18 protein-coding genes are annotated in these 22,078 nt (G+C 71.4%); 16 read left to right on the top strand and 2 right to left on the bottom strand.

Features of this window, described 5'->3' with window-relative positions; genetic code table 11:
* Positions 1–35 precede the first annotated feature (35 nt).
* The 5 genes from P1V51_21665 (at position 36) to prfB (ending at position 6,653) form a co-directional block, all read left to right on the top strand.
* On the top strand, positions 36–2,846 hold the full coding sequence (locus P1V51_21665) for an HDIG domain-containing protein (protein MDF1565660.1): 2,811 nt from the start codon (positions 36–38) through the stop codon (positions 2,844–2,846).
* Between the two features lie 22 nt (positions 2,847–2,868).
* Positions 2,869–3,330 (top strand): rRNA maturation RNase YbeY, encoded by a 462-nt coding sequence (gene ybeY / locus P1V51_21660; GenBank protein MDF1565659.1) that lies wholly within the window; start codon positions 2,869–2,871, stop codon positions 3,328–3,330.
* Positions 3,331–3,361: 31 nt separating this feature from the next.
* Positions 3,362–3,859 carry a ribbon-helix-helix protein, CopG family gene (locus P1V51_21655; protein ID MDF1565658.1) on the top strand — a complete coding sequence of 166 codons (498 nt, stop codon included), beginning with the start codon at positions 3,362–3,364 and terminating at the stop codon, positions 3,857–3,859.
* Positions 3,860–3,863: 4 nt separating this feature from the next.
* Positions 3,864–5,531 carry an apolipoprotein N-acyltransferase gene (lnt, locus tag P1V51_21650; GenBank protein MDF1565657.1) on the top strand — a complete coding sequence of 556 codons (1,668 nt, stop codon included), beginning with the start codon at positions 3,864–3,866 and terminating at the stop codon, positions 5,529–5,531.
* Positions 5,532–5,539: 8 nt separating this feature from the next.
* Positions 5,540–6,653 (top strand): peptide chain release factor 2 gene (gene prfB, locus P1V51_21645; protein ID MDF1565656.1). Its coding sequence is split into 2 segments (ribosomal slippage): positions 5,540–5,602 and positions 5,604–6,653, totalling 1,113 coding nucleotides; the frame shifts between segments, so codons are not numbered across the junction.
* Positions 6,654–6,785: 132 nt separating this feature from the next.
* Here prfB and rnz read toward each other — a convergent pair.
* Positions 6,786–7,712 (bottom strand): ribonuclease Z, encoded by a 927-nt coding sequence (gene rnz, locus P1V51_21640; GenBank protein ID MDF1565655.1) that lies wholly within the window; start codon positions 7,710–7,712, stop codon positions 6,786–6,788.
* Positions 7,713–7,832: 120 nt separating this feature from the next.
* Between rnz and lysS the strand changes: the two genes are divergently transcribed.
* The 9 genes from lysS (at position 7,833) to lpxI (ending at position 18,126) form a co-directional block, all read left to right on the top strand.
* On the top strand, positions 7,833–9,398 hold the full coding sequence (lysS, locus tag P1V51_21635; GenBank protein MDF1565654.1) for a lysine--tRNA ligase: 1,566 nt from the start codon (positions 7,833–7,835) through the stop codon (positions 9,396–9,398).
* Positions 9,395–11,305: an ABC transporter permease gene (locus P1V51_21630; protein MDF1565653.1), complete on the top strand. Its 1,911-nt coding sequence runs from the start codon at positions 9,395–9,397 to the stop codon at positions 11,303–11,305. The genes lysS and P1V51_21630 overlap by 4 nt, the downstream gene beginning before the upstream one ends.
* A complete protein-coding gene (locus P1V51_21625; protein MDF1565652.1) occupies positions 11,298–11,981 on the top strand; it encodes an ABC transporter ATP-binding protein in 684 nt (227 codons plus the stop codon). The genes P1V51_21630 and P1V51_21625 overlap by 8 nt, the downstream gene beginning before the upstream one ends.
* Positions 11,978–14,317, top strand: coding sequence for an outer membrane protein assembly factor BamA (gene bamA / locus P1V51_21620; GenBank protein ID MDF1565651.1), 2,340 nt, complete (start codon positions 11,978–11,980; stop codon positions 14,315–14,317). Before P1V51_21625 ends, bamA begins: the two co-directional genes overlap by 4 nt.
* Before the next feature lie 81 nt (positions 14,318–14,398).
* On the top strand, positions 14,399–14,959 hold the full coding sequence (locus P1V51_21615; GenBank protein ID MDF1565650.1) for an OmpH family outer membrane protein: 561 nt from the start codon (positions 14,399–14,401) through the stop codon (positions 14,957–14,959).
* Between the two features lie 10 nt (positions 14,960–14,969).
* On the top strand, positions 14,970–16,031 hold the full coding sequence (gene lpxD, locus P1V51_21610; GenBank protein MDF1565649.1) for a UDP-3-O-(3-hydroxymyristoyl)glucosamine N-acyltransferase: 1,062 nt from the start codon (positions 14,970–14,972) through the stop codon (positions 16,029–16,031).
* Between the two features lie 30 nt (positions 16,032–16,061).
* Positions 16,062–16,508, top strand: coding sequence for a 3-hydroxyacyl-ACP dehydratase FabZ (fabZ, locus tag P1V51_21605; protein MDF1565648.1), 447 nt, complete (start codon positions 16,062–16,064; stop codon positions 16,506–16,508).
* Positions 16,505–17,284 (top strand): acyl-ACP--UDP-N-acetylglucosamine O-acyltransferase, encoded by a 780-nt coding sequence (gene lpxA / locus P1V51_21600; protein MDF1565647.1) that lies wholly within the window; start codon positions 16,505–16,507, stop codon positions 17,282–17,284. Before fabZ ends, lpxA begins: the two co-directional genes overlap by 4 nt.
* A complete protein-coding gene (lpxI, locus tag P1V51_21595; protein ID MDF1565646.1) occupies positions 17,281–18,126 on the top strand; it encodes a UDP-2,3-diacylglucosamine diphosphatase LpxI in 846 nt (281 codons plus the stop codon). The genes lpxA and lpxI overlap by 4 nt, the downstream gene beginning before the upstream one ends.
* On the opposite strand, the gene P1V51_21590 is transcribed toward lpxI, so the two are convergent.
* The gene (locus P1V51_21590; GenBank protein ID MDF1565645.1) at positions 18,123–20,042 is read right to left on the bottom strand and encodes a response regulator; all 1,920 of its coding nucleotides are present in this window, start codon (positions 20,040–20,042) and stop codon (positions 18,123–18,125) included. The two genes, lpxI and P1V51_21590, sit on opposite strands and share 4 nt — an antisense overlap.
* A 130-nt stretch (positions 20,043–20,172) precedes the next feature.
* Between P1V51_21590 and lpxB the strand changes: the two genes are divergently transcribed.
* Positions 20,173–21,345: a lipid-A-disaccharide synthase gene (lpxB, locus tag P1V51_21585; GenBank protein ID MDF1565644.1), complete on the top strand. Its 1,173-nt coding sequence runs from the start codon at positions 20,173–20,175 to the stop codon at positions 21,343–21,345.
* Entirely contained in the window at positions 21,342–22,073 is a 732-nt protein-coding gene (locus P1V51_21580; GenBank protein MDF1565643.1) for a polyprenol monophosphomannose synthase, read from the top strand. The genes lpxB and P1V51_21580 overlap by 4 nt, the downstream gene beginning before the upstream one ends.
* Positions 22,074–22,078 lie beyond the last annotated feature (5 nt).

Raw genomic sequence — 22,078 nt, 5'->3', positions numbered from 1 at the left:
TCCTCGGACGGTCGTGAGCGAGGCCCCGAAGAGCGATGAACCCCCAGATCAAGAACGAGTCCGCCGAGACGCCGGACGAGAAGCCGAGCTGGCGCGAGCGCCTGCGCGAGGGGTGGCGTCACGTCCTCGAGGGGCCCGGGACCGGGGGGAAGCTCCTCGTCGTCTTCCTCGTCGCGGCCTTCACCGCCGGCAGCGCCTGGCTGCTGCTGCCCGACCGCAGCGGCCCCAACGTCTCCTATGACGAGGCCGACATCGGCACCTTCTCGGTCGGCGTGGTGAAGGCGGACCGGGACTACACCATCCCCGACGACGAGACGACCAAGGTCAAGGCCGAGGCCGCCCGGGCCGCGGTCCTGCCGGTCTACGATCACGATCACACCATGGGGGGGCGCGCCGCGCGCCGGGTCGAGGAGGCCTTCGGCCGGATGCGCGCCGCGCACCAGGACCTGGAGGCGCCGGAGGCGCCGGCCCCGGCGAGCAGAGGTGAGGCGGACGACCCGCAGCGCGCCGCCCGGGAGGAGGGCGAGGGTAGCGAGGAGGAAGAGGCCGAGGTGCTCGACCCCGCCGCGGTGCAGGCCGCCTACCAGGAGCACAAGGCCGAGTTCCTCCAGGTCCTCCAGGTGGTGGTCGACGAGGACGAGTTCGCCACCCTGGCCGAGCAGCGCTTCTCCAAGGCCGTGGAGGAGGCGATCGCTTCGCTGGTGCGGGAGGCCATGGACCGCCTGGTGGTCGCCGACCGGGAGCTGATCGCCGCGGTCACCGGCCAGTCCATCGTGGTGCAGCGCCTCCCGGAGCGGGACCCCCGCTTCGAGCGGAAGATCCAGGTGGACGGCACCGGCATCCTCGACGTCGCCGCGGTGCGGGAGAAGCTCAACGGGCGGGTCGAGGAGCTCCTCCCCGACGCCGACCACGAGGCCCAGAAGGTCGTCCGGCGGCTGGCGCGGCGGCTGGTCGGGGCGAACCTCGTCTACAACGCCGACGAGACCCAGGCCCGCCGCAACCGGGCCGCCGCCGACGTGAAGCCGGTGGTGATCCAGGTCGCCCGGGGCGAGCGGATCATCGGTGACGGCGAGCGCATCGAGGCGCGGCACGTCCTCATCTTCGAGGGCATGCGCGAGGAGGCGGTCAGCGATCTGGGCCCCCAGTACTTCGCCGGCGCTGCGCTCCTCTCCCTCCTCTTCGCCTTCGCGCTCTTCTCCTTCGCCCACGGCAGCGTCTGGCGCTTCCAGCCCACGCGGAAGGACCTCATCTTCCTGGTGGTCTCCCTCCTCGGGACCCTCCTGGCGGCCAAGGGCGGCATCTTCCTGATGAGCGCCCTCGCCGATCGCTTCCCCCAGGTCGGGCCGGCGGCCTTCTTCTTCGCGATCCCGGTGGCGGCGACGCCGATCCTGGTGAGGCTGGTCCTCTCCGGTGAGGTCACCCTGGTCTTCACCGCGGTGCTCGCGGTCTTCGTGGGGCTGCTCGCCGACGCCTCCCTGGCGATGACCATCTACGTCTTCGCGGTGAGCGCGGTCGGCGCCGACATGGTGCGCCGGGCGAAGGACCGCAGCAGCATCTGGAGGGCGGGCCTGGTCCTCGGGCTCATCGGCTCGGTCGTGGCCATCGGCCTCTCCCTGATGACCGCCAACCCCCACCTCCAGTCGGTGGCGGTGGCCGCGGCCGCGGCGGCCAGCACCTTCGCCACGGTGCCCTTCGTGGTCCTCGGGCTCACCTGGTTCGTGGAGCGCTTCTTCGGCTACACCACCGACTTCAAGCTCCTCGAGCTGGCCAACGTGAACAACCGCCTGCTCAAGGAGCTGGTGGTTGCGGCGCCGGGCACCTACCAGCACTCGATGGTCATCGGCTCGATCGTCGAGCCGGCGGCCGAGGCCATCGGGGCGAACCCCCTCCTGGCCCGGGTCGGCGCCTACTACCACGACATCGGAAAGGGCCGGAATCCGCGCTACTTCGCCGAGAACCAGAAGGGCGAGAACCCGCACGACGAGCTCACGGCGAGCATGAGCGCCCTCATCATCCGGCGGCACGTCTCCGACGGGATCAAGATGGGGCGCGAGGCCGGGCTGCCCAGCCAGATCGTGGACATGATCCCCATGCACCACGGCACTCGCCTGATGTCCTACTTCTGGACCCGGGCGAAGGAGGAGGCCGAGAAGAAGGACGAGGCGCCGCCGGCCGAGGTGGCCTTCCGCCACATCGGCCCCAAGCCGCGCTTCCGCGAGGCGGCCATCCTGATGATCGCGGACTCGGTCGAGGCCGCCGCCCGCACCGTCACCGAGCCGAACCGCGACCGCTTCCTCGGGATGATCCAGAAGGTGATCAACGCCTGCTTCGCCGACGGGCAGTTCGACGAGTGCGACATCACCCTCAAGGACCTGCACGAAGTCGCCCGCAGCTTCGCCGGCAGCCTCGAGGCCATCTACCACTCCCGCCCCGAGTACCAGCAGCCCGCCGAGAAGGGTGAGCGCCCCAAGCCCGAGAAGGAGAAGAACGGCAGCACGCCCCGCGCCGGCGAGAAGAAGGTGGAGAAGGCCGAGGCGAAGAACGGCGAGGTGAAGCGGAGCAAGACGCCGCCCCCCGGCGCCCCGGCGGTCACCGGGGAGAGCGAGGGAGCGGAGGCGAAGGCCGCGCCCCAGAAGAAGGGCGCGAAGGAGGGATCCCGGAAGAAGAGCGCGAAGGACGCACCCGGCCCCGAGAAGGCCCCGGGCGCCGAGCAGGAGCCGAAGGACGACGCTCCGGCCATCGCCGACGACGAGCGGGCCGCCGCCCCCGAGGCGGGCGCCGCCGAGGCCGTCCCCGAGAAGCCGGATGGCGAGGCCGCCGAGGCCCTCAAGCGCCTCGGCTCTTGAGGTAGGGACGCGAGGTTCGAGGGTGCCCTGCCTGGTCAGCTCCGAGCTCAAGGATCCGGCCCTCGACCTCCCCGCGGTGAAGCGGGACGGGCAGCAGCTGCTGAAGGCCTGGCACCTCGGCCGCGCCGAGCTCTCGATCCTCTTCGTGGACGATCCCGCCATCCGGGTGCTCAACCGGGACTACCGGCAGAAGGACCGGCCCACCGACGTGCTCTCCTTCCCCCAGGACGGCCTCGGCGAGCTGCCCGCCGGTGAGCCCCGCATCCTGGGCGACGTGGTCATCTCCCTGCCCACGGCCCGGCGCCAGGCCCGGGAGCGGCACCGGGGGCTCGGAGAGGAGCTGCGCCGCCTCCTGGTCCATGGCTTCCTCCACCTGCTCGGGCACGACCACGAGGAGGACGACGAGGCCCGGGTGATGGCCGCCGAGGAGCGCAAGCTGCGGGCCCTCCTCGAGCGGGTGCATCCCCGGCCCCGGCGCGGGTGACACCCGCCGGCGAACTCGCTAGAAATCCGCCATGAGCGACTTCACCCTGGACGTCGATCGCGAGGCCGTCCACATGGACGGTTCCTGGTACACCGCCGACGAGCTGGCCAAGAAGGTCACCGAGATGCTCGGGGCCAAGGACTTCAAGATCGGCACCGCCGCCTCGGCCCTCGAGGCGCTGCAGGCCGCGCTCGCCGATGTGCGGGACATCGGCTTCCGGCTCCCCGGCACGATGCTCGAGGCCCTCGAGAGCACCGCGGGCAGGGAGGGGAGGACCACCTCCGCGATCCTGCGCGACGCGCTGCAGGCCTACCTCGACGGTGGGGGCGCCCCGGCCGCCGTGCCCGCGCCCGCCGCCCTCGAGCCGGCGCCTGCCGAGGTCGCGCCCGCGCCGGCGGCGGGGGTCACCGTCGAGTCCCTCTCGGTGAGCGAGGCCGACGCGGCCGGGGCGGTGACGCTCACGGCGAAGAAGCCCGACTCCGGGAACGCCGGCGCCCTCGACGAGAGCGGCTGGTTCGAGAAGAAGTAGGGCTTTGCCCTCGACCCTCTCCGGTCTGGTCTCGGCGGTCGTCAGCGGCCTGCTCTTCGCCGCGGCGCTGCCCTTCGTCCTCACGGGGGAGGGCGAGCCCGCCGACCCCGGGGGGTGGCTGGAGCTCCTGGCCTTCGTGGCCCTGGTGCCCCTCCTGGTCGAGGTCGCCTGGAGCAACCTGCGGCGGGCGCTCGCGCTGGGGCTCGTCGCCGGCTGCGTGATGTTCGGGGCGTCGGTCTACTGGATCGACCTGGCCGTCATGCGCTTCGGGGGCTTCGGGCTGGCGAAGGCCCTGCCGCTGCTCCTGGGGGTGGTCGTCTACTGCGCCCTCTACTGGGCCGCCGCCCTGGGGGCCGTCCGGACCCTGCGCCAGCGCCTGCGCTGGCCGCTCTACCTGGCGCTGCCCCTGGCCTGGACCGCCAGCGAGCTGGCGCGCAATCACCTCCTCACCGGCAACCCCTGGTGCAGCCTGGGCCACACCCTCTCCCGCACCCCCTCGCTGGTGCAGATCGCCTCCCTGGGCGGGGTCTACCTCGTGGCCGCGCTCCTGGCCCTGGTGAACGGCGCGGTGGCCGAGGCCCTGATCGCCTGGCGCCGCCGCCCGGGGGCGCTCTCCCGCGGGAGGGTGCTCCTGGGCCTGGGCCTCGCCCTCGGCGGGATCACCGGCGCCGCGATCTACTCGGCCGCCTGGCGGGCCCACCTGGAGGAGGCGGCGCAGGGCGCCCCTCGCCTGAAGGTCGCCCTGGTGCAGGGGAACATCGATCAGCGCATCCGCAACCGGGAGGAGGAGCGCCGCGCCTTCGTCCTGAAGGCCTACCTGCCCCTCACCGAGTCCCTCGCCCGCGAGGGGGCGCAGCTGGTGATCTGGCCCGAGGCCGCCTGGCCCGGGCCCTTCGAGGAGGTCGACTTCCAGGCCCGGCCCGAGCTGCGGCGCCTGCTCCGGGCGGGCTCCGCCCACTACCTGCTCTCCGGCACGACCCGGCACGCGACGGAGCGGGGCCCCCGGCGGCGGAACGTGGCCTGGCTGGTGGGGCCCGACCTCTCGCTCCTGGGGACCCACGAGAAGTCGCGCCTCCTGCCCTTCGGCGAGTACGTCCCCCTCGAGGGGCTGCTGCCCCTGCGGCAGGTCGTGCCGGGCCTGGGCAGCTTCGTCCCCGGCGCGCCCATCCAGCCCCTGCGGCTGCCGCTGGAGGGTGGGGGAGAGGCCGGCCTCGGGCAGCTGATCTGCTACGAGGCGATCTTCCCCGAGGTCTCCCGGGGCCTGGTGCGCGACGGCGCCGACCTGCTGGTGAACACCAGCAACGACGCCTGGTACGGCGCCTCCTCCGCGCCCCACCAGTTCCTGCGCATCGTCACCCTGCGCGCCGTCGAGAACGGCCGCTTCCTCGTGCGGGCGGCCAACACCGGGGTGAGCGCGGTGGTCGATCCCGCGGGGGTGATCCTCCAGCAGACCCGCCTCGGCCTCGCCGCCGACGAGGGGGACCGGATCGAGGCCGCCGGGAAGCTGCCCCCCGACCACCTCGTGGCCGAGGTCCCCCTGCTCTCGATCCGCACCCCCTACCTCGTGACCGGGGACCTCTTCGCCTGGCTCTGCGTCCTGGGGACCCTCGTGGGGCTTGGGCGGGCGGCCGCGCAGGCGAGGAGGGGACGCACCGGCCGTGGCGTGTTATGAGGCTCCCCATGCTGATCGCATCCGAGATCAAGGACGGCCTCGAGGATCTCTCCCGCCGGCTCGACGAGCTCGGGAGGTACCTTTGACCTCCCCACGCGCAAGGCTCGCCTGGAGGAGATAGAGAAGCTCGCCGCGGCCCCCGACTTCTGGAACGACCAGAACGCGGCGCAGACCCTGCTCAAGGAGAAGTCGCGGGTGGAGTCCACCGTCGCGGGCTACGAGAAGGCCCGCGGGGTCGTCGAGGACGCCGAGGTGCTCTTCGAGCTCGCCCGCGAGGAGGGCGACGAGAGCCAGTACGCCGAGGTCGCCGAGCAGGTGCGGATCGGCGAGCAGCAGGTCGTGGCCCTGGAGTTCCAGCGGATGCTCTCCGGTGAGGACGACGGCCGCAACGCCATCGTCACGATCAACTCCGGCGCGGGTGGGGTCGACGCCCAGGACTGGGCCGAGATGCTCCTGCGGATGTACGGGCGCTTCGCCGAGCGCAACGACTGGAAGGTGGAGCTGGCGGACCGCCAGGACGGCGAGGAGGCCGGCATCAAGTCCGCCGCCCTCATCGTCCAGGGCGACTACGCCTACGGCTACCTCAAGGCCGAGGCCGGGGTGCACCGCCTGGTGCGGATGTCTCCCTTCGACGCCGCCGGCCGGCGCCACACCGCCTTCGCCTCGGTCTACGTCAGCCCCGAGATCGACGACGACATCGCCATCGAGGTTCGGGAGGAGGACGTCCGGGTGGACGTCTTCCGGGCCTCGGGCGCCGGCGGCCAGAAGGTGAACAAGACCTCCTCGGCCGTGCGGATGACCCACATGCCGACCGGCATCGTGGTGAGCTGCCAGAACGAGCGCAGCCAGCACAAGAACCGGGACATGGCCCTGAAGATCCTCAAGAGCCGCCTCTACGAGCTGGAGATCCAGAAGCGGGAGGCGGAGCGGGCGAAGGTCGAGGCCTCCAAGGCCGAGATCTCCTTCGGCTCCCAGATCCGCTCCTACGTCCTGGCCCCCTACCAGATGGTGAAGGACCACCGGACCAGCTTCGAGAACGGCAGCCCCCAGCGGGTGCTCGACGGCGACCTCGATGGCTTCATCCAGGCCTTCCTGATGGGGCAGGGCGCCCCGTCCGACTAGAGCTGTCAGCTATCAGCTGTCAGCTGTCAGCCTGGCCGAAGCCAAGAGCGCCTGCCGGTGGTTGTCTCGGCCGAGGATCGGTCGCAGTGGATCGGTTCAGCACGGCAGAGCTGATAGCTGACAGCTGACAGCTCAAGCCCGATAGGGCACCTCGATCGTCAGCCCGTCGTGAGCGCAGACGATCTCCCCGCCGAAGACCTCGGCGGCCTGATCCCGGAGGAGCTCCGGGGTGTGGTCGTAGCGGCTGGAGAAGTGGGTCAGCACCAGCTGCCGGGCCCCGGCCCGCGCGGCGATCTCACCGGCCTGGCGGGCCGTGCTGTGGGTGGTCTCCTTCGCGCGCATCAGCTCGCTGTCCCCGAAGGTCGACTCGTGGACGATGAGGTCGGCGCCGGCGGCGGCCTCGGCGAAGGCGTCGCAGGGGCCGGTGTCCCCGGAGAAGGCCACCTTGCGGCCGGGACGGGAGGGACCCAGGACCTGCCCGGGCTCGATCTGCCTGCCGTCGGGGAGGGTGATGGTCTCGCCCTTCTGCAGGCGCCCGAAGAGGGGGCCCTCGGGGACCCCGAGCTCCCGGGCGGCCGTCGGATCGAAGCGGCCGGGGCGCGGGGGCTCGCGGAAGACGTAGCCCAGGGTGGGGGTGCGGTGCAGCATCCGGACGGCCTGGATGGTGTAGGCCCCGCGGTCGAGCACCTGGCCGTCCTCCAGGGTCTCGAGCTCCAGGGGGAAGGGCATGTTCCGGAAGCCCAGGTGGATGAGCCGGGCCAGGAGGGACTGGAGGGTGGGGCCGGGCCCGTGGAGGGTCAGGGGCGCCTCCCGGCCGTTCATGGCCAGGGTCCGCAGGTGCCCGATGATCCCCAGGTAGTGGTCGGCGTGGAAGTGGGTGAAGAGCACCAGGCCGGTGGCGAAGCCGGTCCCGTAGCGCAGCATCTGGCGCTGGGTGCCCTCCCCGCAGTCCAGGAGGATGTGGTCTCCGTGGACCCGGAGGGCCGTGGCGGAAAGATTTCGGCGGGCCGTTGGTTGGGCTGCCGAGGTGCCGAGAAAGGTGAGTCGAAAGACGGACATGGGGGGTTTTGCGGGTTGATCGAGGCGGGCAGTGTACGCCATTGACCACCGTCGCGCTGCGGGCTAGGGTGCGCGCCGCGCAACTTGGCGCGTAAGCCTCTGATTTTCCAAGGAAACGACATGAGCGAGAAGAGCAGCGAGAGGGCCGAGGAGCTGGTCGAGGTCCGCCGGCAGAAGGCCGAGGCGCTGCGAGAGCTGGGCGTGCACCCCTTCGGGACCGCCCGGCCGGTCGGGCACACCCTGGCCGACCTCGGGGCCGCGGTGGCGGAGATCGAGGATCTGCCGGAGGAGGCGGGCCTCGCCGCCGACGCGCCGCGCTACGAGCTGGCCGGCCGCATCCTCGCGATCCGCGACTTCGGCAAGGGTGCCTTCGTGCGCTTCCGCGACCGCTCCTTCGGTGAGGGCCAGGCCTTCCTGAAGAAGGACCTCCTCTCCGCCGACGGGCGCTCCGACTGGGACGTCTACAAGAAGGCCGATCTGGGTGACACCCTGCGCATCTCGGGTCCGCAGTTCAAGACGCGCCGGGGCGACCGGGCGGTGCTGGCCGAGGAGTTCACCCTGCTCACCAAGGCCCTGCGGGCGCCGCCGGAGAAGTGGCACGGCCTCACCGACAAGGAGCAGCGCTACCGCCAGCGCTACCTCGACCTCATCTCCAACGCCGAGGTGCGCGAGGCCTTCCGCCTGCGCTCGCAGGCCGTCTCCTGGATCCGCCGCTTCTTCGACGAGCGCGACTTCCTCGAGGTCGAGACGCCGATGATGCACTCGCTGGTCAGCGGCGCGACGGCCAAGCCCTTCAAGACCCACCACAACGCGCTGGACCTCGATCTGAACCTGCGCATCGCGCCGGAGCTGCACCTGAAGCGGCTGGTCGTCGGCGGCTTCGAGCGGGTCTACGAGATCGGCCGGAACTTCCGCAACGAGGGGCTCTCGCCGAGGCACAACCCCGAGTTCACGATGCTCGAGTTCTACTGGGCCCACGCGACCTGGGAGGAGCTCTGCCAGCTCACCGAGGAGCTCTGCTGCGGGCTGGTGAAGCACCTCGGCGTGGGCAAGGCGGACGCCCCCTACGTGATCGAGTACCAGGGCCAGGAGATCGACTTCTCCCCCGGCTGGCCCCGCCGCACCATGCGGGAGCTGGTGCTCGAGAAGAACGAGATGCTCACGGCCGAGGACCTCCTCGACGCCGAGAAGCTGCGCGAGCGGGCGCGAGCCGTCGTCGAGGACGATGCGCTCCACAAGTCCCTGAACCGGCTCACGGCGGGCGAGCTGCTGGCGGTCCTCTTCGAGGAGACCGTCGAGGCCGGGCTGATCGCGCCGACCTTCGTCACCGGCTTCCCGGTCGAGGTCTCGCCCCTGGCCCGGAAGAACGACGCCGATCCGGCCCTGACCGACCGCTTCGAGCTGATCGTCGGCGGCCGGGAGATCGCCAACGGCTTCAACGAGCTGAACGATCCGGACGACCAGCGGGAGCGCTTCGCCGCCCAGATGGCCGCCAAGGCCGAGGGCGCCGACGAGACCATGGACTACGACGAGGACTACATCACGGCCCTCGAGCACGGCCTGCCGCCGACGGCGGGGGAGGGGATCGGCATCGATCGGCTGATCATGTTCCTCACCGACGCCGCCTCCATCCGCGACGTGATCCTCTTCCCGCTGCTCCGGCCCAGCGAGGGCGCCGGCGAGTGAGCCTCCCCGCCCCCCAGAGCGGCGCGCCCGCGGCCGAGGCCGGCCCGGCCGGCGGGAGCCGGCCCTCGCTGCCGGTGGTGCCGCCGGGCAAGGCGCGGGGCGGCCGCCCCCATCGCTTCGACGTCCTCGTGCTGCTCCTGGGGGTGGTGTCCGCGGGCCTCGCCCTCGGGCTGGCCGCGCTCCTGCGCTTCGTCCTCTACCACCGCTTCGAGACCAGCGCCGACCTGGCCCTCATCTCGGCCATCGGGCTGGGCGGCCTCCTCGCGGCCCTCGGGGGCTTCGGCCTCGGCCGCTTCGGCCGGAAGCTCTGCGTCGCCGAGCACCAGGTGATCTTCCTGGTCACCTTCGTCGGGCTCGCCCTGCTGGTCACCGCGCTCCACCTCGCCCGGGGCCTCTCCCCGGCGCCCTTCAGCGGCGAGGAGCCCCTGACCCTCGGGGGCTCCATCGGCGCCGCCGCCGGGGCGGCCTTCGGGGTCTACTTCGCCGCCTTCCTCGGCAGCAGCGTCGCCTACCTCCTCGGGGGCGCCGGCGCCCTGGACCTCTCCTTCGGCTACGAGTGGTTCATCGCCCGCCGCCACCTGATGTCGAAGAAGCGGACGGCCTTCCTCTCCTTCATCACCTACCTCTCCATCCTGGCGGTGGCCCTCGGCGTCTGGTGCCTCACCGTCGTCCTCTCGGTGATGAGCGGCTTCGAGGACGATCTGAAGCAGAAGATCCTGGGCACCAACACCCACGCGGTGGTGCTGCGCTACGCCTCGGCCTTCGAGGACTACGAGGCCATCGCCGAGCAGGTGCGCGGCGTGCGGCAGGTGGAGGGGGTCAGCCCCTTCATCCTGGGCCAGGTGATGGTCTCCTCCCGCAAGCAGGTCGACGGCGTGCTCCTCAAGGGCGTCGACGGCGAGCACCTCGGCGACGTGAGCGACCTGCCGAGGAACGTCGAGCCGAACGGGGGCACCTTCGATCTGCTCGCCCGGCCGGGGGAGCTGGACGCCTACCTGAAGGCCCACCCCGAGGCCGGCAACCCGCTGCCCACCCTCGACCTGGACGAGGAGCCCGACGAGGTCGGCGGCCTCCCGGAGGAGGGGACGAAGGAGGCGGGGGAGAGGCCGGTGCTGCCCGGCATCGCCATCGGCCGCGAGCTCTCCAAGTCCCTGCGGGTCTTCCTGGGGGACACCATCAACGTCATCTCGCCCCTCTCGGAGGAGATGGGGCCGATGGGCCCGGTGCCGCGCACCAAGGCCTTCCGGGTCGCCACCATCTTCTACACGGGGATGTACGAGTACGACTCGAAGTTCGCCTACATCGATCTGACCGAGGCTCAGCGCTTCTTCGACATGGAGGACGCGGTCACCGGCCTCGAGCTGAAGGTGGACGACATCGACGACACGCGGGCCATCACCCACCGGATCGTCACCGAGCTCGAGGGCTACCCCTACTACACGAAGGACTGGGGCGAGATGAACCGCAACCTCTTCTCGGCGCTGAAGCTGGAGAAGCTGGTGATGGCGGTCATCCTGGCCTTCATCGTCCTGGTGGCCTCCTTCGTGATCCTCGCGACCCTGATCATGATGGTGATGGAGAAGGGCAAGGAGATCGCCATCCTCAAGTCGATGGGCGTTCCGAGCGCCTCGGTGATGAAGGTCTTCGTCCTCGAGGGCCTGGTGGTGGGCGTCATCGGCACCATCCTGGGGCTGGCCCTGGGCCTCGGTACCTGCGCCATCATCGCCAGCGGCATCATCGGCCTGGATCCGGACGTCTACTACATCGACACCCTGCCGGTACGGATCGTCCCCAACCAGATCGTCCTGGTCTGCATCATCGCGGTGGTGCTCTCCTACCTGGCGACCATCTACCCGAGCGTCACCGCCAGCCGGGTGCACCCGGTGGAGGGCCTGCGCGATGAGTGAGCCCTTCGTCCGGATCCGCGATCTGCACAAGGAGTACCAGCTCCTCGGGCGCCACATCCCGGTGCTGCGGGGCGTGGACCTCGAGATCGGCCGGGGCGACCTCGCCTCGATCACCGGCAAGTCCGGCGTCGGCAAGAGCACGCTCCTGCAGGTCCTCGGCACCCTCGACGCCCCCACCCGGGGCGAGATCACCTTCGACGGCGTCAACGTCTTCGAGCGCAACGAGGCCGAGCTGGCCTCGTTCCGGAACCAGACCATCGGCTTCGTCTTCCAGTTCCACTACCTGCTGCGGGAGTTCACGGCCCTGGAGAACACCATGATGCCGGCCCTCGCTCAGCGGATGGACCGGGAGAAGGCCCGCGGGCTGGCCGCCAAGATCCTCGATCGGGTGGGGCTCTCCCATCGCCTGGAGCACAAGCCGGGCGAGCTCTCCGGCGGCGAGCAGCAGCGGGTGGCCCTGGCCCGGGCCCTGGTGCTCTCGCCCCGCCTCCTGCTGGCCGACGAGCCCACCGGCAACCTCGACGAGGGGACCGCCGAGGGCATCCACGACCTCATCACCGAGGTGAACCGCGAGCTCGGCACGACGGTCCTGGTGGTCACCCACAACCCCTCGCTCGCGGCCCGCATGCCGCGCCGTCTCTCCATCGAAGAGGGACGCATCCTGGAGGCTGCATGAGGCACCGCCTGCTCACCGCGGTCCTGCTCCTCGCCCCCCTCGGGGCCCTGGCCCAGAGCCCCCTCGAGGCCGGGCCGCTGGCCGACGTGAGGGTCGAGGGCAACCTGCGGGTGGAGTCCACCGCCCTGCTCTCCGAGGTCCGCAGCCGGGCCGGGAGCGAGCTCGACGCCGAGCGCGTCCGCACCGACCTCCAGGCGCTCTGGAGCCTGGGCTACTTCGACGACATCGAGGTCGTCCTCCTCTCCGCCTCCGAGGCGGGGCTCGAGGCCGGCGCCGGATCGGTGCTGGTCTACCGGGTGAAGGAGAAGCCGGCGGTGCGCCAGGTGCGCTACGAGGGCATCGACGAGCTCTCCAAGGACGACCTCGACGAGCTCCTCGAGGTGAAGACCTACGCGATCCTCGATCCCTCGACGATCGCCAGCAGCGAGAAGGCCTTCGAGGCCAAGTACCGGGAGAAGGGCTTCTACCTGGCGCGGGTGAACCACCGCATCGTCCCCATCGAGGGCGAGGCCAGCGTGGACGTGGTCTTCGAGGTCAACGAGCGCTCGAAGGTCGAGGTGAAGGAGATCCGCTTCGTCGGCAACCACTCGGTCTCCGAGAAGGAGCTCGAGAGCGTGATGGAGACCCGCGAGGGCGGGCTCTTCTCCTTCTTCACCAGCAGCGGCACCTACCAGGAGGAGGCCTTCGAGCGCGATCTGATGCGGATCAGCGCGGTCTACTACGACCGCGGCTACATCAACGTGAACGTGGGCAAGCCGCGCCTGGCCCTCTCTCCGGACAAGAAGTACCTCTTCGTCACGGTCACGGTGGAGGAGGGCGAGCCCTACACCATCGGCACCCTCGAGGTCAGCGGCGACCTCCTCGAGGAGCGGGACGTGCTGATCGGGCGGATGAGCCAGGAGCCGGGAGAGCTCTTCGTCCGCTCCAAGCTCGGCGAGGACATCATGGCCCTCCAGGCGCGCTACCGGGACGAGGGCTACGCCTTCGTCCAGGTCACGCCCCTGACCCAGGTCCACCCGGAGGAGAAGACCATCGACCTCGATCTCGAGGTCCGCAAGGGCAAGAAGGTCCGGGTCGAGCGCATCGAGATCCACGGCCACACCCGCACCCGGGACAAGGTCATCCGCCGCGAGTTCCGCATCGACGAGGGAGACCTCTACAGCGGCAGCCGGATCACCCTCTCCCAGCAGCGGGTGCAGGCCCTGGGCTACTTCGAGAACGTCGAGCTCTCCACCCGGCCGGGCAGCGCCGACGACCAGATCATCCTCGACCTCCAGGTGAAGGAGCGGCCCACCGGCACCTTCCAGGTCGGCGCCGGCGTCTCCACCGGCGAGGGCCTGCTGGTCACCGCCCAGATCGCCCACGACAACCTCTTCGGGCGCGGGCAGTCGATCTCCTTCCAGTGGATGTTCTCCAAGCTGCGCAACATCTTCCAGCTGCAGTTCATGGAGCCCTACTTCCTCGACACGAAGTGGACCTTCGCCTTCGGCGCGCAGAACACCCGCTCGGACTTCTTCAACTTCATCCGCAGCTCGCGCGGCGGGAACCTCACCTGGGGCTACGAGCTGGTCGACGACCTGCGGGTCTTCGGCACCTACACCCTCGAGGACGTGAACGTCTCCGCGTCGGACGGGGCCGTGGACTCGGACTTCTACGGCGGAGGCATCACCTCCAGCCTCAAGGGGACGATCTCCTACGACACCCGGGACAACCGCCTCTTCCCGACCCGCGGCCAGTACCACACGCTCTCGGCCGAGGTGGCCGCCGGGAAGGCGCCACTCTTCTCCCAGAACAAGTTCCAGCGCCTCTCCCTGGTCTCCCGCTTCTTCCATCCCTTGCCCTTCGGCGTGGTCTTCCGCTTCAAGGGCGAGCTGGGGATGATCCTCGGAGACGAGGACGAGTACCCGGGCTCCGAGCGCTACTTCCTCGGCGGCGTCTTCAACATCCGCGGCTACCCGCTGCGGACGCTCTCGCCCACCCGGAAGATGCCCGGCGGGGCTGACCCCCTGACCTCCACCATCGACTTCCCGGTGGGCGGCAACAAGCAGGCGGTCTTCAACCTCGAGCTGGAGTTCCCCCTCCTGCCCCCCGTCGGGATCCGCGGCGTGGTCTTCTACGACGCGGGCAACGCCTACGCCACGGAGGCGCCCTGGTTCACCGACGAGCAGTACGATCTGCCCCTCGGGATGTTCCACTCGGTGGGCTTCGGCATCCGCTGGTTCTCGCCCATCGGCCCGCTGCGCTTCGAGTGGGGCATCCCGCTCTACCGGCGCCTCGACCGGAACCCGCAGGATCAGCGCATTCGCTTTGAATTCATGGTGGGGAACGCCTTCTAACGCTTCGTTGACGATGCTTCGTCGGCGGCAGTAGGTTTGCGCCCCGCGCCGGTTCGCACCGAACCCATCGAAAGGTCTCTCATGTCCAGGTACTCGCAGAAGTTCGCTCTCCTCGCCCTCGCCCTCGCCCTCCTGCTGCCGCGGGCGGCCCGGGCCACCAACGTCGCCTACGTCGACCTTCAGCGGGCGCTCCTCGAGGTCTCCGAGGGCCGCGCCGCCAAGGCGAAGCTCAAGAAGGAGTTCGACAAGAAGCAGCAGCGCCTCGACGGTGAGCAGGAGTCCCTTCGCCAGCTGAAGGAGGAGCTCGACAAGCAGTCCTCGGTGATGGATCCCGCGAAGCGCGCCGAGAAGGAGTCCGAGCTCCAGCGCCGCTTCATGGAGCTGCAGCAGACCTACATGACCCTCCAGGGCGAGCTCTCCAAGCAGGAGCAGGAGCTCACCGAGAAGATCTTCGCCAAGATGGAGATCGTCCTGCGGGAGATCGCCGAGGCGAACGACCTCGACATGATCGTCGAGAAGAACGCCGGCGTGGTCTTCGCCACCCCCGCCCTCGATCTGACCAACGAGCTGATCCGCAAGTTCAACGCGCGCTTCGCGAAGCCGGCCGCCGGCGGCGACAAGAAGAAGCCCGCAGGCAAGTAGAGGCCCGCGCGTGGGGGAGCGTACGCTCACCGCGGCCGAGCTGGCCGGGCGCCTCGGTGCGCAGGTGCAGGGGGAGGGCGAGCGCCTCCTCTCGGGCGCTGCGGGCCTGCAGTCCGCCGGGCCCTCGGAGCTCGCCTTCTACCAGAACCCCCGCTACTGGGCGGCGCTGGAGGCGAGCGAGGCCGGGGCCGTGCTCTGCACCGCCGAGACCGTGGCGGCGCTGGGGGAGCGGGCTGCGGGGCGCACCTTCCTCGTCTGCGCCCAGCCGGATCTCGCCTACGCCCTGGCCCTGGAGCACTTCCACCCCCGCTCCCGGCCGGCCGCGGGCATCGATCCGCGGGCCTTCGTCGATCCCGAGGCGCAGGTCGACGCCGCGGCCACCGTGGGGCCGCTGGCCTACGTCGGCCCCGGCGCGCGGGTCGGCGCGGGGACCGTCCTGATGCCGCAGGCCCACGTCGGCGCCGGCGCGAGCGTGGGCGCCGACTGTCTCCTGCACCCCCACAGCGTGGTGGGGGAGCGCTGCATCGTCGGCGACCGGGTGATCCTCCACGCCGGCGCGGTGCTGGGGGCCGACGGCTTCGGCTACGTGCTGGAGCAGGGCGAGGAGGGGCCGCGCCACCACAAGGTGCCCCAGGTCGGCATCGTCCGGGTGGAGGACGAGGTCGAGATCGGCGCCGGCAGCTGCGTCGATCGCGCCACCACCGGCGAGACCCTCATCGGCCGCGGGACCAAGATCGACAACCAGGTCCAGGTCGGCCACAACTGCCAGGTCGGCCCCCTCTCGATCCTCTGCGGCCAGGTGGGGATGGCCGGCAGCACCACCCTCGGCGCGGGCGTCGTCCTCGCCGGCGGGGTCGGGCTGGCCGGTCACCTCGAGGTCGGGGATGGAGCCCGGGTCGGGGCGGGCGCGGGGGTGATCGGCGACGTGCCCGCGGGCGAGACCTACTCCGGCTATCCGGCCCGGCCCCACGCGACCTGGCTGCGCGCCAGCGCCGCCCTGAACCGCCTGCCGGAGCTCTTTCGCCGGGTCCGCGCCCTGGAGGGGCGCGCCACCCGGAAGGACGAGGACTGAACCCTTCCCCGCGCTCCCAAGCGAGGACCCATGGACATCGATCGAATCCGCGAGATCCTTCCTCACCGCTACCCCTTCCTGCTGGTGGATCGGGTGAGCGAGGTGGAGCCGGGCAAGCGGCTGAAGGCCTACAAGAACGTCACGGCGAACGAGCCCTTCTTCAACGGGCACTTCCCCGAGCGGCCGGTGATGCCCGGCGTGCTGATCTGCGAGGCCATGGCCCAGGCGGCGGCCCTGCTGGCCTACGAGACCTCGCACTACGAGGCCGCCGAGAACCACATCTACCTGATGGGCATGGACGACGTGCGCTTCCGCCGCCCGGTGATCCCCGGGGATCGCCTCGAGCTGGAGGTGGAGATGGTCCGGCAGAAGGGGCGCATCTGGCGGCAGAAGGCCGTGGCCACCGTGGACGGTGAGCGGGCGGCCGAGTGCACCCTGCTGGCCATGATCAAGCCCAAGGACGAGGGCGCGCCATGAGCACCGCCGTGCACCCCACCGCGATCGTCGCCGGGGGGGCGACCCTGGGCGAGGGCGTGAGCGTCGGTCCCTACGCCATCATCGGGGAGCACGTCGTGCTCGGCGAGGGCTGCGAGGTCGGCGCCCACGCCGTCGTCGACGGCCACACCACCCTCGGGCCCGGCTGCAAGATCTTCCCCCACGCCGCGGTGGGCTTCGTGCCCCAGGACCTCAAGTACGCCGGCGAGCCCACCCGCCTGGAGGTGGGGGCGAGGAACGTCATCCGCGAGTTCGCCACCCTCCACATCGGCACCGAGGGCGGCGGCGGCGTCACCCGCCTGGGGGACGGCAACCTGGTGATGGCCTACGCCCACATCGCCCACGACTGCATCCTCGGCGACGGAAACATCCTCGCCAACGGCGCCACCCTCGCGGGGCACGTCACCCTGGAGGATCACATCATCCTCGGCGGCCTCTCGGCGGTGCACCAGTTCGTGAGGGTGGGCAAGAATGCCTTCGTCTCCGGCGGCTCGATGGTCGCCATGGACGTGCCCCCCTACTGCACGGTGCAGGGCGACCGCGCCTCCCTGGTCGGCCTCAACACCGTGGGCCTCAAGCGCCACGGCTACTCCGAGGCCTCGATCAAGGGGATCAAGGCGGCCTACAAGGAGCTCTTCCGCTCGGGGGCCGGGCTGCGGGAGGCGATCGCGCAGGCGCGGGCCGAGTTCGGGGACGATCCGGAGGTGGCGCACCTCATCGACTTCGTCGAGCAGAGCGAGCGAGGGATCGCGCGTTGAGCGAGGCGGGCGGCACGCCGCGCCCGGTGGGCATCGTCGCGGGCAACGGGGTGCTCCCCCGGCTGGTCGCCCGCTCGGTGCGCGCCGCGGGCGGCCGCACCGTCGCCGTCGCCATCGAGGGAGAGACCGACCCGAGCATCGAGGAGGTCGCCGACGAGGTCACCTGGGTCCGCCTCGGCCAGCTGGGCAAGATGCGCGACACCTTCGTCGCCGCCGGCGTGGAGCGCGCCTCCTTCGCCGGGGGGGTGACCAAGGTGCGCTTCTTCCGCGACGCGGTCCCCGATCTCCTCGGCGCCAAGGTGCTGGCGAAGCTGGCGACCTCCCGCGGTGACGATCGGGTCCTGCGCGCGGTGGCCGGCGCCTTCGAGGAGAAGGGGATCGTGCTGCTGCCGGCCACCAGCCTGGCCCCGGACCTCACCGTCGAGCCCGGGGTGCTGGGCGCGAGGAAGCCCTCGGCGCGGGAGCGGGACGACATCGAGCTGGGACGGCAGGTGCTGGCGAAGGTGGGGGCCCTCGACATCGGTCAGGTGGTGGTGATCCGCGAGGGCGTGGTCCTGGCGGTGGAGGCCACCGAGGGCACCGACGCCTGCATCCGCCGGGGCGTCGCCCAGGCCGGCGGCGCGGTGGTCGTGGTGAAGGCCTCCAAGCCCGGCCAGGACCTGCGCTTCGACCAGCCGGCGGTGGGGCCGGAGACCATCACCTCCCTCGTCGGTGAGGGAGCGGGGGAGGGGAGTGTGCTGGCCTTCGAGGCCGGGACCACCCTGCTCCTCGAGCGCGAGGCGCTCCTCGAGGCGGCCCGGGGACCCAAGATCGCCCTCGTCGCCTTCGCCCGCGCGGGCTAGCGCTGGTCCTTCGGGACGACGCGGTTGAGGCGCTGCAGGGCGGCCTTGGCGGTCACCGAGCGGGGGTTGGCCTTGAGCACGTCGAGGAAGCGCCGCCGGGCCGAGCGGTCGTCGCCGCACTCCTGCTCGATGATGCCCAGGAGGACCAGGGCCTGCTCCATGCCGGGGTCGAGGGAGAGCGCCTTCTGCAGCACCTTGCGGGGCCCCCGGGCGCGCTCCGCGGCCGCCCCCCGGCCCGCCTTGTAGGAGGCGAAGGCCAGGTAGCAGTGGTACTCGGGCTCCCGCGGGTTCAGCGACGCGGCCTCCTGGAAGGCGCGCTCGGCGCCCGTCCAGTCCATCGCCGCGATGGCGTTGATGCCGCGGCGCAGGAGGATCTCGGCCTCGATGTTCACCGGCCCGCGGCGGTGCTTCACCTCCTGCCGGGAGAGCAGGAAGTTCAGGTAGGCCTTGCGCTTCTCCGGCACCGAGAGGACGCGGTAGGCGGCGCCGACCTTGTCCTGCACCGTCTGGAAGAGGTCCTCGACATCGGTGAGGTCGTTCTCCGGATAGCTCTCCGGGTGAAAGCGGGTGGCCAGCTCGTGGTAGGCCATCTCCACCGAGTCGGCGTTGGCCGTGATGTCGAGGCCCAGCGCGCCGAAGTAGCTGGCGGTGACGATCGAGAGGGCCTCCTCGGTGAGGTCGGCCCGCAGCTCCGCCGGGAGGGGCTTGAGCGTGCGCCCGACCCGCGGGGCGGCCCGGTAGGTGCCGCTGTCCTCGCTGCGGTGCTGCGCGTCCGAGTAGCGCAGCACCCCCACCGCGTCGAAGAACCAGAGCAGGAGGAGGGCCTCCTTCAGCTCGCCGCGGGCCTGCTCGACCAGCTCCCGGGTGGAGACCTCGCCGGTGATCTTCATGGCGTAGGCGAGCTCCTTGGCGGAGAGGCCCATCGCCTTGAGCTCGGCCCCGAAGGTCCCGGTCCGGTAGGGGTAGCGCACCATCTGCTCGCCGAGGCGCTCGTGGAAGAAGCGCACCGGGTAGCTCTCGCGGGCGGCCTGGCGCAGGAGGGGGAGGAGGTCGAGCTCGAGGGCGGGCACCTCCCGGGCGAGCTCCAGGCTCTCGACGATCCGGTACCGGCCCTGCCGCAGGGTGAGGGCGCGGACGAGCTGATCCGAGGCGTGCTCGATCAGCAGGTCGTAGACCGGGGCGCCGCCCTCGAGGGCGCCCACCGCGACCAGGGCCGCGGTCTGGGAGAGCCCCTCTCCGGCCATCACCTCCAGCGAGGACTGGTAGGTGGCCTCGTCGATCCGGCCCCGCTCCACCAGCCAGGGACCGAGGTTCTCCCGGCGCAAGCTGGAGCGGAAGCCCACCGGGGCGCCCTCCAGGAGGTAGATCGTCCGCTCGGCGCCCTCGTCGATGAGGCGCAGCGCGCCGCTGCGGCGGGCCGCCCGGCAGGCGAGGAGGAGGGTGGGCATCCGCCCGGGCTCGAGCTCACCGCTCTCCACCGTGGCCTCGGCCGCGGCGCCGGCCGCCGGCCCCTGCGGGGTGGCCGCGCGCCGCTCCTCGGCGTCTCGCTCCGCCTTCGCCAGGAGGGGCGCGAGGCGGCCCATCACCGCCTTGTGGTCGGTGGGGTCGGGGACGTAGCCGTGGGCGCCGAGCTCCAGGATCGCCTGCACTCCCCGGGGGGCACCGCGGTGGCCGATGTCGAGGATGATCACCGGCACCCCGGCCTCGGCCCGCCGCAGCTTGCGGGCGAGGTGCTCACCCTCGTGCGGCGGGAGCGCCAGGGAGATCAGCGCGGCGGCGAAGTCGCTCTCGGCGAGCGCCTCGAAGCCCTCGGCGGCGCTCTGGAGGCCCACGGGGCTGTGGCCCTCGGCGTGGAGCCGTTCCAGCAGGTGCTCCCGGGTCGGAGCGTGGTCGTCGACGATGAGGATCTTGGCCATGAGAGCGCCAGCGTGCTTCACCCTACTCTACGTCGGGGCACCCCACCTCCGGACACCTTCTTTTCGACGAGGCGGCCCTGGGCCCGCGAGACGTGGTCTCCGGTGCCTACCTTGCGCTATCAGGCGGAGCGTGGAGGTTTCGGTCCTCATCGTCGCGGCGGAGGCCTCCGCCGATCAACACGCCGCCGAGGTGGTGCGGCGCCTGGCCGCGCGCCCCGGGGCGCCGCGCTTCTTCGGCGTCGCCGGGCCGGCCCTGCGAGCGGAGGGGGTGGAGGTCGTCGCCCGGACCGAGGAACTCTCGGTGATGGGGATCGGCGACGTGGTCGTGGCCCTGCCCCGGATCCTGGGCATCGTGCGCCGGCTGCTCGGCGAGGTCCGGCGGCGGCGGCCGGCCGCCGCGCTGCTGATCGACAGCCCCGACCTCAACCTGCGCCTCGCCCGCAAGCTGCACCGGCGTGGGGTGAAGGTGCTCTACTACATCGGGCCCACGCTCTGGGCCTGGCGCTCGGGACGGGCGAAGACGATCCGCCGCTTCGTCGATCGGATGCTGGTGATCTTCCCCTTCGAGCAGGAGATCTACGAGAAGCTGGGGGTGGCGGCGACCTACGTGGGCAACCCGCTCCTCGACGCGCGCTCGGAGGACGAGGGGCTGCGCGCGAGCGAGGCCGAGCAGCGCGAGGCGCTCGGGCTGCCCGCCGGGGGCAGGGTGGTCGCGCTCCTGCCCGGCTCCCGCCGGGGAGAGATCCAGCGCTGCTTCCCGACCCTCCTCGAGGCGGCCCGCCGCCTGGCCGGCCGCGACGAGGAGCTCTCCTTCGTCGTCCCGCTCGCGCCCACCCTCGAGCGCGCCTTCGTCCAGACCTTCATCGACGCGCACGCCCCGGGCCTGCGGCTGCGCCTGGTCGAGGTGCCCGCCCGCCGGGTCCTCGCCGTGGCCGACGCCGCGGCCGTGGTGAGCGGCACCGCCACCCTCGAGGCCGCCCTGGAGGACACCCCGATGGTGGTCGTCTATCGCTTCGGCTGGCTGGCCTGGAAGGTGGCCGGCGTGCTGGTCGACGTCCCCCACTGGTCCCTGGTGAACCTGATCGCCGAGGCGGGCCTGGTCCCGGAGCGCTTCCAGGACGACGCCACCCCCGAGGCCATCGCCGCCGATCTCGAGGCCATCCTCCCGGGAGGCGCGCGCCACGCCGAGCTCCGGGAGGGCCTCGCCGAGGTGCGCCGCCGCCTCGGAGCGCCCGGGGCCGCCGAGCGCGTCGCCGACGCCCTCGCCGAGCTGATCCCCCCATCCGGAGAGTCCCCATCATGAAGCGATACCTGGAGGGCAAGCGCGTCCTCATCATCCTGCCGACCTACAACGAGCGCGAGAACCTCGAGCCGCTGACGGCGTCGATCTTCCGCGAGACCGACAGCCTCCCCTGCGAGCTCTCGATCCTCGTGGTCGACGACAACAGCCCCGACGGAACGGGCGACCTCGCCGATCTCCTCGCCGAGGTGAACCCCCGGATCCAGGTGCTCCACCGGGCGGGCAAGGAGGGGCTGGGCCGGGCCTACCTCGCCGGCTTCGCCTGGGCGCTCGAGCGGGACTACGACCTGATCATGGAGATGGACGCCGACTTCTCCCACCACCCGCGCTACCTGCCGGTGCTGCTGCGGGCGAGCGCCGAGGCGGACATCGTCCTGGGCTCGCGCTACGTGGGCGGCGGCGGGACCGTGAACTGGGGGGTGGGGCGCCGCATCCTCTCCCAGGGGGGCTCCCTCTACGCCCGCACGGTGCTGGGGCTGAAGCAGCGCGACCTCACCGGCGGCTTCAAGGTCTTCCAGCGCTCGGCCCTCGAGACCCTCGACCTCACGAGCGTGCACTCGGAGGGCTACGCCTTCCAGATCGAGCTCACCCTGCGCGCGGTGCGGCGGGGCCTGAAGGTGATCGAGGTGCCCATCGTCTTCGAGGACCGCCGGGTCGGGCAGTCGAAGATGAGCGGCAACATCGTCAGCGAGGCCCTCTTCATGGTGTGGAAGCTGCGGGGGGTCCGCTGAAGGGC

This window comes from Deltaproteobacteria bacterium, assembly GCA_029210625.1.
GTDB lineage: Bacteria > Myxococcota > Myxococcia > SLRQ01 > SLRQ01 > JARGFU01.
The sequence above is the reverse complement of the archived record's forward strand: the minus strand, read 5'-3'. Positions and strand labels throughout refer to the sequence as shown.